At 65.4% G+C, this 15062-nt stretch carries 10 protein-coding genes and 2 pseudogenes; 5 read left to right on the top strand and 7 right to left on the bottom strand.

The genetic code is table 11. From position 1 onward, the window contains the following. Positions 1-91 precede the first annotated feature (91 nt). The 5 genes and pseudogenes from E8F12_RS15670 to E8F12_RS15650 all read right to left on the bottom strand — a co-directional run. Positions 92-160, bottom strand: a pseudogene (locus E8F12_RS15670) (methyl-accepting chemotaxis protein); the annotation flags it as partial. A 58-nt stretch (positions 161-218) separates the two neighbouring features. Beyond that, positions 219-1256, bottom strand: coding sequence for a metal-dependent hydrolase (locus E8F12_RS15665; protein WP_280326168.1), 1038 nt, complete (start codon positions 1254-1256; stop codon positions 219-221). A 299-nt stretch (positions 1257-1555) separates the two neighbouring features. Beyond that, entirely contained in the window at positions 1556-2989 is a 1434-nt protein-coding gene (gene adeC, locus E8F12_RS15660) for an AdeC/AdeK/OprM family multidrug efflux complex outer membrane factor (RefSeq protein ID WP_280326167.1), read from the bottom strand. Further along, entirely contained in the window at positions 2986-6123 is a 3138-nt protein-coding gene (locus E8F12_RS15655; protein WP_280326166.1) for an efflux RND transporter permease subunit, read from the bottom strand. The genes adeC and E8F12_RS15655 overlap by 4 nt, the downstream gene beginning before the upstream one ends. Positions 6124-6137: 14 nt before the next feature. Then, positions 6138-7280: an efflux RND transporter periplasmic adaptor subunit gene (locus tag E8F12_RS15650; protein ID WP_280326165.1), complete on the bottom strand. Its 1143-nt coding sequence runs from the start codon at positions 7278-7280 to the stop codon at positions 6138-6140. Positions 7281-7481: 201 nt separating this feature from the next. On the opposite strand from E8F12_RS15650, the gene E8F12_RS15645 reads away from it, so the two are divergent. The 5 genes and pseudogenes from E8F12_RS15645 to E8F12_RS29935 all read left to right on the top strand — a co-directional run. Further along, positions 7482-8123 (top strand): TetR family transcriptional regulator, encoded by a 642-nt coding sequence (locus tag E8F12_RS15645; RefSeq protein ID WP_280326164.1) that lies wholly within the window; start codon positions 7482-7484, stop codon positions 8121-8123. A gap of 430 nt (positions 8124-8553) precedes the next feature. Beyond that, on the top strand, positions 8554-10290 hold the full coding sequence (locus tag E8F12_RS15640) for a type I secretion system permease/ATPase (protein ID WP_280326163.1): 1737 nt from the start codon (positions 8554-8556) through the stop codon (positions 10288-10290). A 6-nt stretch (positions 10291-10296) separates the two neighbouring features. Continuing rightward, entirely contained in the window at positions 10297-11640 is a 1344-nt protein-coding gene (locus tag E8F12_RS15635) for an HlyD family type I secretion periplasmic adaptor subunit (protein WP_280326162.1), read from the top strand. Position 11641: 1 nt separating this feature from the next. Further along, complete coding sequence (locus tag E8F12_RS15630; protein ID WP_280326161.1) at positions 11642-12985, top strand: TolC family outer membrane protein; 1344 nt, start codon at positions 11642-11644, stop codon at positions 12983-12985. 200 nt (positions 12986-13185) lie between these two features. Next, a pseudogene (locus E8F12_RS29935) lies at positions 13186-13281 on the top strand (EamA/RhaT family transporter); the annotation flags it as partial. 53 nt (positions 13282-13334) lie between these two features. Here the strand turns inward: E8F12_RS29935 and E8F12_RS15625 are convergent. After that, positions 13335-13817 (bottom strand): HIT family protein, encoded by a 483-nt coding sequence (locus E8F12_RS15625; protein WP_280326212.1) that lies wholly within the window; start codon positions 13815-13817, stop codon positions 13335-13337. A 91-nt stretch (positions 13818-13908) separates the two neighbouring features. Beyond that, positions 13909-14811 carry a LysR family transcriptional regulator gene (locus tag E8F12_RS15620; RefSeq protein WP_280326160.1) on the bottom strand — a complete coding sequence of 301 codons (903 nt, stop codon included), beginning with the start codon at positions 14809-14811 and terminating at the stop codon, positions 13909-13911. Positions 14812-15062 lie beyond the last annotated feature (251 nt).

The following is a 15062-nucleotide window of genomic DNA, read 5'->3' as shown; positions in this document are numbered from 1 at the left end:
CCAGGCCCGGCCCAGCGCCGGGCCTTTTCATTTGCGGGCCGCCGCCTGGCCGCTGCCTGACCCGGAGCGGCACGCGATTACCGGGTCGCCTGCGGGCGGCCTCGATGGCGGCGTTGAGAGCCAGCAGGTTGGTCTGCTCGGCGATGCCCTTGATCCCCTGCGGTGGTCTAGTCCTGTCGGCAAGGGCAGTTCAAGGGCGTGACGAAAAACAGAGGGCGTCAGTGCCGCAGCCGGCCCGCCCAGGTCGAGAGTGGCACCGGCTGGTCCTGATGCCAGATGCGCTGCCAGAGCACACGCAGGCGTGTCAGGTCGCCCCGGCTGGTCGGCCAGCGGCGGGCCTCGCCGACCGGGCGCCAGCGACCGTCCCGGCGCTCGGCGAGGATGAAGCGGAAGGGGTGAAAGCCGGTCATGCCCAGGCGCAGGTCGGTGACCACCAGCATCTGGTCGATCTGGTCGTAGCGCAGGACGCCGTGGGTGAACCAGGCCAGCCGCACATGCTGCGGTGAGTCGCGCAGGCGCCGCGCCAGGTCGGTGCCACGGGGGATGCGTTCGAGCTGCGGCGGCTCGCGGTCGAACCAGCTCACCAGGGCCTCGTGGTAGTCCTCGCCGTCCAGCACTATCACGCGCCAGAGCAGGGTGTTGAAGGGCGTTGGCGTGCTGAACACCGCTTGCGGGCGGATGCCTTCACGGTCCAGCACCTCTGCTACCCGCTGCTCGGCCATGAACTTGCCACCCAGGCTCGTGGCCAGGTACAGGCTGGACAGCGCCAGGGCCGCCAGCGGCAAGCGTGGCGGGCGGCCACGCAGGCCGAAGAGCAGGGCGCCGGCGACGGCGGCGAGCAACGGCAGGGTATAGAGCGGGTCGATGATGAAGATGCTCGACCAGGTGATAGGGGGCGTCAGCAGCGGCCAGAACAGCTGGGTGCCATAGCTGGTGAAGCAATCCAGCAGGGGGTGGGTGGCCAGCACCAGCCAGAGGCTGAGGAACAGCCTTCGCGTGGAGTAGTCCGAATTCGGTCGCCAGCGCCGAACCAGCCAGGTCAGCAGTGCGGCCAGGCCGCTGAGGACGAAGATCGAATGGCTGAAACCGCGGTGGTAGGTCATGGCGGCCACCGCGTCCGTATAGCGGATCACCACGTCCAGGTCCGGCAGGGTGCCGAGCACGGCGCCATACAGAAGGGCCTTGCGGCCCTGCCAGCGGCCGAGCATCGCGCCCTGGACGGTGGCGCCGAGCAATGCCTGGGTCAGTGAGTCCATTGCCGTTCCTCGAGGTTGAACAGCGAGGCAGGTTAGCTGCGCCGACATCGGCTGGCAGCCGGGAAATTCGAACCAGAGATGTCCGAGTCGGCCAGCCCTGCGAATTCATTCGCGAATGGCGCCAGCGTCGAGCGGGTCGGTGCGCACGGCGCACCCGACCGGGTGAATCTGAGTGTAGGGTGCGCCATGTGCGCCAGGCGCTGGCGTGCAGTGCAGGGCTGCGCAAAAAAACGCCCCCACCATGAAGGGCAGGGGCGCCGCGTGGATTCCTCGTCCGTGAGGATAGGGGAGGTCGCGGGTCAAGCGCTCGGGGTGCTTGCCTCCTGTTCCTTCCAGCCGCCGCCCAGGGCCTTGTAGAGGTTCACCTCGCTGGCCAGCTGGTTGAGGCGGTCGCCGATCAGTTGCTGGCGGGCGCTGAACAGCTGGCGCTGGGCATCGAGCAGGGTCAGGTAGCTGTCGACGCCGGTGCGGTAACGACGCTCGGCGAGGCGGTAATACTCCTCCGTAGTGCCCACCAGGGCACGCTGGGCGCCGAGTTGCTGCTGGTAGGTGGTGCGGGCGGCGAGGCCGTCGGCGACTTCCTGGAACGCGACCTGGATGGCCTTCTCGTACTGGGCCACCTGGATGTCCTTCTGCAGCTCGCTGTACTCGAGGTTCGCCTTCAGGCGGCCAGCGGTGAAGATCGGCAGGCTGATGCTCGGCTGGAACAGCCAGCTGCCGGAGCCCGCGTCGAACAGCCCGGACAACTCGTTGCTCATGCTGCCGGCGTTGGCGGTCAGGCTGACGCTGGGGAAGAAGGCGGCGCGCGCGGCGCCGATGTTGGCGTTGGCGGCCTTGAGCAGGTGTTCGGCCTGGAGCACGTCCGGGCGTCGCTGCAGCAGGTCGGACGGTAGGCCGGGCGGGACTTCGGCCAGGAGGTCGTCGTCCAGGAGCAAGCCTTTGGGCAGGTCGGCCGGCAGGCGGGTGCCGACCAGTTGGGCCAGCGCGTTGCGGTCCTGGGCCACCAGGCGGCTGTACTGGGCCAGGCTGACCTGGGCGCTTTCCACGGCGGTGCGCGCCTGGCTCAGGGCCAGGGCATCGGCGATGCCGACGTCGAAGCTGCGCTGGGTAAGGGCGAAGCTTTCCTGGTAGGTCTTGAGGGTGTCCCGGGTCAGCTGCAGCAGGGCCTGGTCGGCCTGCCAGTCGAGGTAGGCGGTGGCTACCGAGGCCACCAGGCTGATCTGGGTGCTGCGGCGCGCCTGTTCGGTGGCGAAGTACTGTTCCAACGCATCCTGGTTGAGGCTGCGCAGGCGGCCGAACAGGTCCAGTTCCCAGGCGCTGGTGCCGAGGGTGGCGCTGTAGGTGCTGCTGGTGTCGGCCTGGCCGCTCTGGCTCATGATGCCCGGGGTGCGCTGGCGGGTGGCGCCACCGTCGGCGGAAATGCTCGGCAGCAGCTGGGAACGCTGGATGCGATAGAGCGCCTGGTACGCCTCGACATTGAGTGCGGCGGTGCGCAGGTCGCGGTTGTTGTCCAGGGCGAGCTGCACCAGCTGGCGCAGCGCCGGGTCCTGGAAGAACTCGCGCCAGTCGAGGTCGGCGGCGGCGCTGGATACCTGCGCCTCGCCCTGGATGTAGGCCTCGCCCTGAGGCCAGTCAGTCTCTACCGGCGCCTCAGGGCGCTGGTAGTCGGGGATCATGGAGCAGCCACCGAGCAGGGCTGCGGCGATGGCCAGGGACAACAGGGAATGCCTCACTGCAGGGCCTCCTTCTTGATCGCAGCCTTGCTCGCCTTGTCCTTGAACAGCGAGCAGACCAGCACGTAGAACAGCGGCACCCAGAAGATGGCCAGCACGGTGGCGGTGAGCATGCCGCCGATCACGCCGGTACCGATGGCGTGCTGGCTACCGGAGCCGGCGCCATTGGAGATGGCCAGGGGTACCACGCCGAGGATGAACGCCAGCGAGGTCATGATGATCGGGCGCAGGCGCATGCGGCAGGCTTCCACGGCGGCATCGAACAGACTCTTGCCCTGCTCGTGCAGCTCCTTGGCGAACTCGACGATGAGAATCGCGTTCTTCGCCGAGAGGCCGATGGTGGTGAGCAGGCCGACCTGGAAGAACACGTCGTTGGACAAGCCGCGCATGCTGGTGAAGAGCAGCGCGCCGATCACCCCGAGCGGGACCACCAGCATCACCGAGAAGGGGATCGACCAGCTCTCGTACAGGGCCGCCAGGCAGAGGAACACCACCAGCAGCGACAGCGCGTAGAGGGCAGGCGCCTGGGCGCCGGACAGGCGCTCCTCGTAGGACAGGCCGGTCCAGGAATAGCCGACACCGGCCGGCAGCTGTTTGGCGATCTCCTCCACCGCGGCCATGGCTTCACCCGAGCTGTGGCCGGGGGCGGCCTCGCCGAGGACTTCCACCGCCGGCACGCCGTTGTAGCGGGCCAGCTTCGGCGCGCCGTAGGTCCACTCGCCGCTGGCGAAGGCGCTGAACGGCACCATCTGGCCCTGGTCGTTGCGCACGTACCACTTGTTCAGGTCGTCAGGGTTCATCCGCGCTTCGGGTTCGCCTTGCAGGTAGACCTTCTTCACCCGGCCACGGTCGATGAAGTCGTTGACGTAGCTGGCGCCCCAGGCGATGGACACGGTGTTGTTGATGTCGGCGAGGGACAGGCCATGGGCGCGGGCCTTCTCGTCGTCGATCAGCAGCTGGTACTGGGGTTCGTCGCGCAGGCCGTTGGCGCGCACGCGGGCGAGCACCGGATTCTTCGCCGCCAGCTCAAGGAACTGGTCGCGGGCGGCGTTCAGTGCTTCGTGACCGATGCCGGCGCGATCCTGCAGGAAGAAGTTGAAGCCGGTGGCGTTACCCAGCTCCATCACCGCGGGCGGGGCGAAGGCAAAGACCATGGCATCGCGGAAGCTGAAGAAGTGCTTCTGCGCGCGCTGGGCCAGGTCGAACACGCTCTGGCCCTCGGCGGTGCGCTCTTCCCAGGGTTTGAGCATGATGAAGGCCATGCCAGAGCTCTGGCCGCGGCCGGCGAAGTTGAAGCCGGTCACGGTGAACACGGATTTCACAGTGTCCTTCTCTTCCCCCAGCAGGTATTCGCGCATCTGGTCCACCACCACCTGGGTGCGCTCGGCGCTGGCGCCGGACGGGGTCTGTACCTGGGCGAACAGCACGCCCTGGTCTTCCTCGGGGAGGAAGGCGGTGGGGATGCGGGTGAACAGCCAGGCCATGGCGACGATGATCACCAGATAGAGGGCGAGGTAGGGCGCCTTGCGCTTGAGAATGCTGCGCACGCTGCGTTCGTAGCCGTTCACGCCGCGCTCGAAGGTGCGGTTGAACCAGCCGAAGAAGCCGCGCTTCTCGTGGTGGCCGCCCTTGGCGATAGGCTTGAGCAGGGTGGCGCAGAGGGCCGGGGTGAAGATCAGCGCCACCAGCACCGAGAGCGACATGGCCGCGACAATGGTGATGGAGAACTGCCGGTAGATCACGCCGGTGGAACCGCCGAAGAAGGCCATCGGCAGGAACACCGCCGAGAGCACCAGGGCGATGCCCACCAGCGCGCCCTGGATCTGGCCCATGGACTTGCGGGTGGCTTCCAGGGGCGAGAGGCCTTCCTCGGCCATTACCCGCTCGACGTTCTCCACGACCACGATGGCGTCGTCCACCAAGAGGCCGATGGCCAGGACCATGGCGAACATGGTCAAGGTGTTGATGGTGAAGCCGAACATCGCCAGCACGCCGAAGGTGCCGAGCAGTACCACGGGGACGGCGAGGGTGGGGATGATGGTGGCGCGGAAGTTCTGCAGGAACAGGAACATCACCAGGAACACCAGGACGATGGCTTCGCCCAGGGTGTGGATAACCCCTTCGATAGAGGCGGAGACCACCGGGGTGGTGTCGTAGGGGAAGACCACCTTCATACCGGCGGGCATGAAGGGTTCCAGCTCGGCGATGGTGGCGCGGATCGCCTTGGCGGTATCCAGGGCGTTGGCGCCGGTGGCCAGCTTGATCGCCATGCCCGAAGCCGGCTTGCCGTTGAACTGGGCGCTGATGCTGTAGTTCTCGCCGCCCAGCTCGATCTTGGCGACGTCGCGCAGTCGCACCTGGGAGCCGTCGCGATTGACCTTGAGGAGGATCGCGCCGAACTGCTCGGGGGTCTGCAGGCGGGTCTTGCCGATGATGGTGGCGTTCAGCTGGGTACCGGGAGAGGCGGGCAGGCCGCCGAGCTGGCCGGAGGAGATCTGCACGTTCTGCGCCTGGATGGCGGTCTTCACGTCCACCGGGGTCAGCTGGTAGTTGTTCAGCCGCGCTGGGTCCAGCCAGATGCGCATGGCGTACTGGGCGCCGAACACCTGGAAGTCGCCCACACCCTTGGTCCGGGAGATCGAGTCCTGGATGTTGGAGACGATGTAGTTGGCCAGGTCGTTCTTGTCCATGCTGCCGTCTTCGGAGACGACGCCGATGACCAGCAGGAAGTTCTTCACTGCCTTGGTCACGCGGATGCCCTGCTGCTGCACTTCCTGCGGCAGCAGCGGGGTGGCCAGCTGGAGCTTGTTCTGCACCTGCACCTGGGCGATGTCAGGGTTGGTGCCCTGCTCGAAGGTGGCGGTGATGGTCATGCTGCCGTCGGAGTTGCTCTCCGAGGAGATGTAGCGCAGGCCGTCGATGCCATTGAGCTGCTGCTCGATGACCTGCACCACGGTGTCCTGCACCGTCTGCGCCGAGGCGCCCGGATAGCTGACCTGGATGCCCACCGCGGGCGCGGCGATGCTGGGGTACTGGTTGATCGGTAGTTTGAGGATTGACAGGCCGCCGGCAAGCATGATCACCAGCGCGATCACCCAGGCGAAGATGGGGCGATCGATGAAGAATTTCGACATCTGCTAGGCGCTCCTCAGTGGCTCTTGGCCAGGCCGTCGCCCGCAGGCTTCTGGGCGGCCACATTGGTCGCCGGGCCGGCATTCACCTCTACGCCCGGACGTACGAACTGCAGGCCTTCGGTGATCAGGCGGTCGCCGGGCTCGAGGCCCTCGTTGACCAGCCAGCGGTCGCCGACAGCGCGCTCGGCCTTCAGGTGGCGCAGTTCCACCTTGTTCTCGGCATTCACCACCAGGGCGGTGGCCTGGCCTTTGAGGTCGCGGGTCACGCCTTGCTGCGGCGCGAGGATGGCCTGCTGCTTGACTGCCGAGCCGAGGCGGGCGTGGACGAACATGCCGGGCAACAGGGTGTGTTCCGGGTTGGGGAAGACCGCACGCAGGGTCACCGAGCCGGTGCCTTCGTCCACTGAAACCTCGGAGAACTCCAGGCTGCCCTGGTGTGGGTACTCGCTGCCGTCTTCAAGCACCAGGGAGACCTTGGCGCCGTTGTCGCCGGCCTTCTCCAGTTGGCCTTCGGCCATTTCCCGGCGCAGGCGCAGCAGGTCCTTGGTGGACTGGGTGACGTCGACGTAGATCGGGTCCAGCTGCTGGATGGTGGCCATGGCCAGGGCCTGGCCGTTGCTCACCAGGGCGCCTTCGGTGACCGCGGAGCGACCGACGCGGCCGGAGATGGGCGCCAGCACCTTGGTGTAGCGCACGTCGATCTTCGCCTTCTCCAGCGCGGCTTCGGCCTGCAGGCGGGCGGCCTGGGATTCCTCGAAGGCCTGCTTGCTCACCGCCTGGTCGCTGACCAGGTCCTTGTAGCGCGCCGCCAGGGACTGGGCCGAAGCCAGGCTGGCCTGGGCGCTCTTGTAGGTGGCGGTGTAGACCGAGGGGTCGATCTGGTAGAGCTGCTGCCCGGCCTTGACCTCGCTGCCTTCGGTGAACAGGCGCTTCTGGATGATCCCATCCACCTGCGGGCGCACTTCGGCAATGCGGTAGGCGCTGGTACGGCCGGGCAGCTCGGTGGTCAGGGTGAAGGGCTGGGGTTGGAGGGTGACGACGCCGACCTTGGGCGCCTGGGCGGGTGGCGGAGCCGAGGCTTCCTGGCAGCCGGTGAGACTTAGCGTGGCCAGTGCGATGGCGGAAACCAAGGCGGCAAAGGCTGGCTTCATGGGCATCTGAAGGGACCTCATCTTTCTGGAGTACAGCCCTTGGTGGAGGGCGGGCGCAGGGCAGGTTCTGGATTCTTGCGAAGGTGTGTGAATATACTTACATGCGTGAATGTTTGTAAAACGAATCTTCCTACGCCCATGTCAGATTTTGTTTCAACGGATGGAAGGTTTTTCCTTTGATAGCAACCACATAGGTTCCAGTGGCGAATGGCCAGACGTACCAAAGAGGAAGCCGAAGAAACCCGCGTGCAGATACTCGATGCCACCGAGCGGGTGTTCCACGAGAAGGGGGTTTCCCACGCCTCCCTGGCGGAAATCGCGGCGGCTGCCGGGGTGAGCCGGGGCGCCATCTACTGGCACTTCGAGAACAAGACCGATTTGTTCCAGGCGATGCTGGAGCGCATCCGCATGCCTATCGAGGAGCTCGCCCGCGCCAGCGAGAGCGAAGACGAGCCCGATCCCCTGGGGCGCATGCGCCAGTTGCTGGTGCGGCTGCTCAAGCGCGTGGAGCTGGACCCGCAAAGCCGGCGCATCCACGAGATCCTGCGGCACAAGGTGGAGTACACCGAGGAACTCGGCGATCTGCGGCAGAAGATGCAGGACTTGAGCGCCGACTGCGATCTGCGCATCGCCAAGGCCCTGCGCAACGCCGTGAACCGCGGCCAGTTGCCGGCGGACCTGGATTGCCGCCGCGCCGCCATCAGCCTGCATGCCTATATGGAAGGCCTGCAGACCAATTGGTTGCTGGTGCCGGCCGGCTTCTCCCTGGCGGAAGAGGCCGAGGACCTGGTGAACAGCGTGATGGACATGCTGCGCCTCAGCCCGGCCCTGCGGGTCAGGGTAGCCTGAGGGGGAACGGACCCGCCGGCCGTTCCCCCTTCGGGCGGCGGTGGTTCCCTCGTTGCAACACAGTCCACATCCTTTCCTCCCTCCTGGCGCGGTCCTGCGTCATGAATCCGGCGCCAAATTCGTCGAGGCTTCGCGCGAGTGGCGCAACTCCCGGCACCGTCGAATGGCCGTAGAAGGCCGTTCCAGAGCCTCTGCGGCGTGCTTTGTCGTGCAAACGCGAGTGACTATCGGCAACGCCGTGATCGCGTTGGTCGCGCTTAATTCGTCAGCCGTCAGCTAGTCGGGGGTTCCCGCTGGCATCCGGCGGTAGCTTTGACTAAGCCTGTTGTTAGGCTGCCGCGGGGGCTGGTGCCGAATCGCTCTGCGGGTTCCAACTATAAAAATACGGTCGTCATGACCCAATCCAACCATCTGCCAGTGGAGCGCCGAGATGAAGAATTTCTCGCAGCCCCGTTCCGAGTTGTCTGAAGCTCTCAATCGACTGCGGCACACCTTCTTTGTGGTCGGCGGATTCAGCGGGGTCATCAACCTACTGATGCTGGCGCCTGCACTTTATATGCTGCAGGTCTACGACCGCGTGCTGGCGAGCAGCAACGTCACCACCCTGATCATGCTCACGGTGCTGATGGTCGGGCTCTATGTCCTCATGGCCCTGGTGGAGGTGGTGCGCTCCACAGTGCTGATCCGACTCGGCAACCGGCTGGACATGACCCTCAACAAACGGATCTTCAATGCGTCCTTCGAACGCAACCTGCGCCGTGCCGGCGGTAATCCGGCCCAGGCACTGCAGGACCTGTCCCAGGTACGCCAGTTCCTCACCGGCAACGGTCTGTTTGCGTTCTTCGACGCCCCCTGGACGCCGATCTACCTGCTGGTGATCTTCCTCGTGCACCCGCTGCTGGGCATCATCACCCTGATCGGCTCTGCGATTCTCTTCGGTCTCGCGTTGTTGACCGAGGTGGTCACCCGTGTCCCGCTGTCGGAGGCCAACCAGGCGGCCATGTCCTCCGGCACCTTTGCCAACAACAACCTGCGCAATACCGAAGTGATCGAGGCCATGGGCATGTTGCCGGCGATCCGCGAGCGCTGGTACGGCAGCCACAAGCGCATCCTCGAAAAACAGACCCAGGCCTCGGACCGCGCCGCGTACATAAATGGTGCCAGCCGTTTCGTGCGAATCACCCTGCAGTCGCTGATTCTCGGCGCTGGCGCCTGGCTGGCGATCAAGGGCGATATCACCGCCGGGATGATGATCGCCAGCTCGATCCTCAGCGGCCGTGCCATGGCGCCGGTCGAGCAGGCCATCGCGGTGTGGAAGCAGTTGCTTTCCGCCCGAGGTTCCTGGGACCGCCTGTCCAAACTGCTGCAGGACTTCCCGGCGCGGGTCAATGCGATGTCGCTGCCCAAACCCGCAGGCATGCTCGCCGTGGAGCAGGCCATGACCGCCGCCCCTGGCGGTGTGGTCACCATCCTGCGTGGTGTCAATTTCAGCCTGTCGCCCGGTGAAGCCCTCGGCATCATCGGCCCTTCGGCAGCCGGCAAGTCAACCCTGGCGCGGCTGCTGGTGGGCGTCTGGCCGGCGCAATCGGGCAAGGTGCGCCTGGATGGTGCCGACATCTACCAGTGGAACAAGGAGGAACTCGGCCCCTGGATCGGCTACCTGCCCCAGGACGTGGAGCTGTTCGAAGGCACCATCGCCGACAATATCGCCCGTTTCGGCGAACTGGACAGTGAGGAAGTGATACTGGCCGCCAAGCGCGCCGGGGTGCACGAAATGATCCTGCGTTTCGAGAAGGGCTACGACACGCCGCTGGGCGTGGACGGCAGCCCACTCTCCGGTGGACAGAAACAGCGCGTCGCCCTGGCCCGGGCCATCTATGGCGACCCGTCGATGATCGTGCTCGACGAGCCCAATGCCAACCTCGACGACGTGGGCGAGGCGGCACTGGTGGAGGCCATCATCGACCTGAAGAAGCGCGGCAAGACGTTGATCCTGATATCCCACCGGCCCAGCGTGCTCAGCACGGTGGACAAGGTCCTGCTGCTGCGCGATGGCAGCATGCAGGCGTTCGGTCCCCGCGACGAAGTGTTCGCGGCCCTGCGCCAGGCCAGTGTCATGCCTTCGGTAGGCACCCCCAACCTGGCGTCGATGCGGGCGAAGGAGTAACCGATCATGCAACAGGCAAGCGAAAGCAAGGCACTGGTTCGGGTTGAGCAACCGGCCCAGGTGGACATGGACGATATCCGCCCGGCGCGCTGGGGCATCTGGCTGGTACTGGCTGGCTTCGGCGGTTTCCTGGTCTGGGCGGTGTTCGCCCCGCTGGATGCCGGCGTGGTCGCCAACGCCACGGTCAACGTCACCAACGCCCGCAAGACGGTCCAGCATCTCACCGGCGGCACGGTGGACGCCATCCTGGTGCGCGAGGGCGATAAAGTTCGCGCCGGACAGGAGCTGGTGCTGCTGGATCCGACCCAGGCGATCGCCGAGCAGGGCGCCCTGAGTTCCCAGTACATAGTGGCCAAGACGGTGGAGGACCGGCTTTCCGCCGAGCGCGATGGCGCCGATTCGGTGACCTTCACTCCCGCTCTGCTGGAGCGCTTCGGCGGCGACCCGCGCCTGCAGGAAGCCATCGCCCTGCAACAGCGGTTGTTCCACACCCGGCGCAAGGCTCTGTTGGGCGAGATCAGCATCCTGCACGAAAACCTCAACGGCGCCGAAGAGCAGCTCAAGGGCCTGCGCCAGGTCCAGGCGACCCGCGCCAGCCAGTCGAGCCTGCTGGGCCAGGAGCTGGAAGGGGTGCGCAGCCTGGCCTCCGAAGGCTATATACCGCGCAACCGCATGCTCGAACTGGAGCGCAACGCCTCCGAGCTGAACGGCTCCATGGCGCAGAACATCGCTGACATCGGCCGTACCCGCAACCAGATCGCTGAGCTCAAGCTACGCATCCTCCAGCGCGAGCAGGACTTCCAGAAGGAGGTGGAGTCGCAGCTGACCGACGTGCAGAAGGAAGCGACCTCCCTGGCCGAACGCCTGCGCTCCATCGACTACCAGGTGGAGAACACCGTCATCCGTTCGCCGATCGACGGCATCGTCCTGGGCATGAACATCGCCACCGTCGGAGGGGTCATCCAGCCCGGTGCGCGGATCATGGACGTGGTGCCGGACAAGGAGCCCCTGCAGGTGGATGCCCAGGTGCCGGTGCAGGCTATCGACAAGATGGTGCCGGGACTGTCGGTGGACATCACCTTCCCGGCCTTCAACCACGCCCAGACGCCGAACATCCCCGGCCGGGTAATGACAGTCGCCGCCGACCGCCTGGTGGACGAGGACAGCAAACAGCCCTATTACTTGACCCAGGTAGAAGTGACTGAAGAAGGCATGAAGCTGCTCGGGCCGAACAATATTCGCGCAGGCATGCCGGCCACCGTCACCATCAAGACCGGGGAACGCAGCCTTATGAGCTACCTGATGAAACCTCTGATGGGTCGTGTCGAAAGCGCATTCAAGGAGCAGTGATATGAGAGCCCGGATGGCTGTAGCCGGTTTCCTCGGAGCCGTAGCCCTGCCTGTGTCCGCAATGGACCTCAACGAAGCCTGGAACACCTATCAGAACCAGGGCCCCACCTACCTGGCGTCGGTGCATGAGCGCCAGGCTGGCCAGGAGTACAAGGAACTGGGCAAGTCTGGCTTGCTGCCGAACATCAACAGCACCGCGTTCTGGAGGCGTGTGGACGGCACCACCGAGCAGGACAATGTCCTCGGTCGCAGCGTGGAAAACGATCTGGAGTACGACTCCAAGGGCGCGGTGGTGGAATTGCGCCAGCCGTTGTTCAACAAGCAGCGCATGGCCGAGTACCGCCAAGGCAAACAGCGCACGCTGCTCAGTGATGCGGTGTTCGACGCCAAGACCCAGGAGTCGGCGGTGAGTCTGGCTGCCCGCTACTTCTCGGTGCTGCTGTCGCTGGAGACCATCGAGTTGGCCAAGGTCAAGCTCAAGGCCCTGGACGAACAGGTGCTGGCGGCCAAGCGGCGTTTCCAACTGGGCGACGGCACCGTGATCGATATCGACCAGGCTTCAGCCCGGCGCGACCTCGCCCAGGCCGAGCTGATCGAGGCCGAGGACAACCTGTTGGTGGCGCGTCGCCTGCTGCAGGAGCTGCTCGGCGTGCTGCCGGAGGATATGTCCACTCTGCGCACTGAATTCCCCACACCGCCTCTGGAGCCGCCGGCCCTGCAGGACTGGATCAACGACGCGCGGGCCAACAACCCCGCCATCATCGCCCGTAGCCGCAGCCTGGATGTTGCCGACGAGGAAGTGAAGCGGGCCAAGGCCGGGCATTGGCCGACCCTGGATTTCGTCGCCGCCTACAACGATTTGGAAAGCGATTCGGTCTCGACCCAGAATCAGACAAACCGCTATGGCTCGGTGGGGGTCGAGTTCCGCATGCCAATTTTCGCCGGCGGCGCGACCAGCGCCCAGGTGCGCCAGGCCGCGGCCAACCGCGAGCTGGCCAATGACCAGCTGAACTCGAGCCGCGAGGAGGTGCTGTCTGGCACTACCCGCGAGTTCCGTGGGGTACAGAGTGGCGAGCAGCGGGTGCGCGCGCTGGAGAAGGCGGTGGTGTCCAGCGAGCGAGCCCAGGACTCGGCGCGCAAGGGCTTCCTGGCCGGCACCAGCACCAACCTGGATATCCTCAATGCCGAGGAGCAGGCCTTCATCGCCCGCCGCGACCTGCTGGAGGCCAAGCTGCGTTACCTGCTGTCACGGTTGCGCCTGTCGGCCTCGGTGGGAGCGCTTGGCCAGGACGATATCCAGCAGGCCAACGACTACCTGGGGCCGTCTATTCCGTTGCAGCCGTGAGGTTTGGTTATGCACGGATAACAGGCGGGATTTGCACTGGATTGGCAAGTTTGTGTGAGCGTCCTCGCCTGGCTCCGTGCAACAGTACGTTTCCCGCTCCCCCTGCCCGGCGCCCCAGCCTGATCGCTTCGCGCTCAGTCGCTCATCGGCACAGGAGGCGACGCCTCCAAAGGCGTAACGCTTCGCCCCGCAAGCGGTAGCTGCAGATTTGCGGCGCGCTGCTGACCATCCTTGCGGTGTACATCGGTTCGGTCAAACCGCCGGAGAAAACGCAGTCTTTACCTGAGCCGACCTGACAGCTGTTCAGGGCGGTGTCGTGATCATCGAGTGGCAGACACCCTGCACAAGCCTATTCAAAGGCAGCGCGCAAACGCTCGATGGCCTGGCTGATCGATAGGCCCTGGATGGGCGGTGGATCGTGCCGCTCGCCGAACTCCCGCCAGATGAAGAGCGTCAACTCGGCACCATCCGTAAGGGACTCGGCATTGTCCGGCGTGGCGAAGTTCTCCAGCTGCCTGTAGCGCTCGTCCTTCCAGAACAACGCTTCGACCCAGTCGTAAATCGGGATGACGTGGAAGTGGATGGGGTGTCCTGGCACGTGACCGAAGCGACTGATATAGAGCCACTTGGGCCTCAGCTGTGTTTCCACGACCTGCTGCGTTCGCGCGAGCAGGCCGCCCAACTCCGCCAATGCCGCGCCAGGCAGCTCGGAAAGCGAGCTGACCTTCTTCCTCGAGCCCAGCATCAGGTATCCGGGCAATGCCGATGCCATGTGATGGTTGATTATCCAATGGTCGGTTTCATGGACGATGAAGCCTGGGGCTATTTCCAAAGGCAAGGACTCCTCGAGCTTGCGGGCAATAAGGTAATAGGGGCAAAACACTCGGCCGCACCTGGTCGACACTGGACTTCGGCTCTCGGGCTCAACCCACTCCGAACACATCCATCAACTCAGTCAGGAACGCGCTCACCAGATCGCTCTGGCGAGTGGAACGGCGCACCGCCGCGTGGAAGCAGACCTCGTAGCGCAGCTGCTCCGGGTTGAGCGCGTGCAACTGCCCCAGGTCCACGTGCCGGGCGGCATAGTGCTGCGGCAGGAAGCCCAGATGCTGGCCGGAGAGGATCAGCAGGGCGGCGCCGTCCATGCTGTCAGTGAGGGCGGTCAGGCGCTCGATGGAGGTGGGCGCCGGCATCTCCGGCAGAGGGTGGCTGGGCCAGACCCATTGGTGTTCGGCCACGTCCTCGCGGCTGAGCGTCCCGGCCTGGTCGAACAGCGGGTGCGAGGAGCCGCAATAGGCAATCTGCGTTTCCCGGAACAGCGAAAAGTAGTCGAGCGTGTCGAGCCGGCGCCAGAAGTAGCCGATGGCGAGGTCGAGGTGGCCGTTGATGATCTTTTCTTCGAGGAAGGACGACGACAGTTCGGTGAACTGGAAGTACAGCCCCTCGTGGCGGGCGCGCAGGCGGGCGATGGCCAGGGCGATATTCTTGTTGGCCACGGGGTCGATCTGGCCGAGCAGGCCGATGTTGAGGGTGCCTGACAGGGTGCGATTGATGTGCTGGACCTCGAGGCGGAACCCCTCGGCGGCGGCCAGCAGCCTTCGCGCGGCATCGAGGAACTGGCTGCCCTTCTGCGTAAGGGCGAAGCCGGCACGGCCGCGATGGCAGAGGCGAAACCCCAGGCGGGTCTCCAGCGAGGAAAGTTGCGCACTGATGGTCGGCTGTGTGGTGTTGAGCGCCGTCTGCGCGGCCGAGACGCCTCCCGCCTCGACGACGGCGAGAAAGACCCTGATCAAGCGGATATCCAGCTCGGATACGTTCCCCAGCATGCTGCCTCCGATAACTCGTTACATAGATGACTTTCTATGTGAACAGTTGGCCCGCGCTATTTTACGGCCCTGCGCCGCCCCCTAGAGTGCAGCCTGACCCGCATTCATGCGAGCCCCAGGGACGCGCAAAGGCGCTCCGTTTCTGGCTGGCGATGATAGGTCGGGTCCGGGTGCGCTGGCCATGAGGTAAAGGCAGCGTCACTCGCCATACATGGATGGAATCGATGTTTGCCAAGGGCCATGCCTGCGGC

This window comes from Pseudomonas sp. BN102, from assembly GCF_029871245.1.
In the GTDB taxonomy this organism is placed as follows: domain Bacteria; phylum Pseudomonadota; class Gammaproteobacteria; order Pseudomonadales; family Pseudomonadaceae; genus Metapseudomonas.
This window is presented reverse-complemented; position numbering and strand designations above follow the sequence as displayed.

Bases quoted from the DNA above. Each gene is read 5' to 3' on its own strand.
- E8F12_RS15640 (WP_280326163.1), top strand. From the start codon at position 8,554: ATGAAGAATTTCTCGCAGCCCCGTTCCGAGTTGTCTGAAGCTCTCAAT.
- E8F12_RS15645 (WP_280326164.1), top strand. From the start codon at position 7,482: ATGGCCAGACGTACCAAAGAGGAAGCCGAAGAAACCCGCGTGCAGATA.
- E8F12_RS15655 (WP_280326166.1), bottom strand. From the start codon at position 6,123: ATGTCGAAATTCTTCATCGATCGCCCCATCTTCGCCTGGGTGATCGCG.
- E8F12_RS15635 (WP_280326162.1), top strand. From the start codon at position 10,297: ATGCAACAGGCAAGCGAAAGCAAGGCACTGGTTCGGGTTGAGCAACCG.
- E8F12_RS15630 (WP_280326161.1), top strand. From the start codon at position 11,642: ATGAGAGCCCGGATGGCTGTAGCCGGTTTCCTCGGAGCCGTAGCCCTG.
- E8F12_RS15650 (WP_280326165.1), bottom strand. From the start codon at position 7,280: ATGCCCATGAAGCCAGCCTTTGCCGCCTTGGTTTCCGCCATCGCACTG.
- E8F12_RS15665 (WP_280326168.1), bottom strand. From the start codon at position 1,256: ATGGACTCACTGACCCAGGCATTGCTCGGCGCCACCGTCCAGGGCGCG.
- E8F12_RS15620 (WP_280326160.1), bottom strand. From the start codon at position 14,811: ATGCTGGGGAACGTATCCGAGCTGGATATCCGCTTGATCAGGGTCTTT.